This window comes from Cellulomonas bogoriensis 69B4 = DSM 16987, assembly GCF_000767165.1.
GTDB lineage: Bacteria > Actinomycetota > Actinomycetes > Actinomycetales > Cellulomonadaceae > Actinotalea > Actinotalea bogoriensis.
In genome coordinates this window covers 1-926 of record NZ_AXCZ01000370.1, presented here as the reverse complement: position 1 = coordinate 926, position 926 = coordinate 1, and the positions used below count along the sequence as shown (strand labels likewise).

The 926-nt window shown below is 77.0% G+C and carries 1 protein-coding gene and 1 pseudogene; both read right to left on the bottom strand.

Annotated features, from left to right (window positions below; translation table 11 throughout):
- A pseudogene (locus N869_RS15485) lies at positions 1-685 on the bottom strand (hypothetical protein); the annotation flags it as partial.
- A partial coding sequence (locus N869_RS18115) for a hypothetical protein (protein WP_035063167.1) occupies positions 682-926 on the bottom strand: 245 nt, incomplete at its 5' end. The pseudogene N869_RS15485 and the gene N869_RS18115, both read right to left, overlap by 4 nt.

The following is a 926-nucleotide window of genomic DNA, read 5'->3' as shown; positions in this document are numbered from 1 at the left end:
CGGCGGCGAACGCGTCGACGGAGTCCGCACGCACGGCGGCGGCGTCCACGCGCAGGTCGGGCAGGTGGGCGTCGTCGACGGCGGCGCGGACGGTCAGGTCGGCGAGGGTGTCGCCGAACGGGGGGAACAGGGCGGCGGTCCAGCGCACGGTGGTGCCGCCGTCGGTGCTGGCGCTGACCCGCCCGGTCGTGGACCCGACCTGGGTCCACGACCCGGGGAGGCCGACGGTGACGTCGGCGAGCAGCGGCACGGGCACCTCGAGGGTGGCGGTGAGGTCGTCGCCGGCGGCGGTGAAGGTCACGTCCTGGGGCCGACCGGTGGTGTTGCGCAGGCGGACGGACATCTCGACGTCGCCGTCGGCGCCGTGCAGGTCGGCGGGGTCGACGGGGTCGCCGTCCAGCAGGTAGACGACCTGCACGACCACGGGCAGCTCGTCGGTGGGGACGGTGGTGGTCGTGGTGCGTGCGGCGCCGTCGGGGCCCTCCTGGCGGCGGTGGTGGTGGGCGTCGGTGACGGACCCGTCGGGGTCGAGGTCGGCGTGGACGACCTGGGTGGTGGTCACCCACGGCCCGGGGTCGCGCAGCGGCCACACCAGGACGGTGACGGCCAGGGCGACGGCGAAGGTGAGGAACGCGGCGACGGCCAGGGTGGTGCGGCGGGTGCCGGTGGGGGTGTGGTCGTTCACCGCTCCCCCTCCAGGCGTGTCACGCCCAGGGCGGTGACCTGCACGACCAGGGCGGTGAGGACCCCGGCGACCAGGGCGACCGCGGCCAGGGCGGTGGGGTGGCCGGGCCCGTGGGGGACGGTGGTGGCCAGCGCGGTGGCAGCCCCGACCAGGACGGTCCAGACGGGGACCCGGCCGGAGGTGGCGTGCTGCAGGCCGGCCGCGAGGACCACCACCAGGCCCAGGGTGAGGGCGGCGAGGG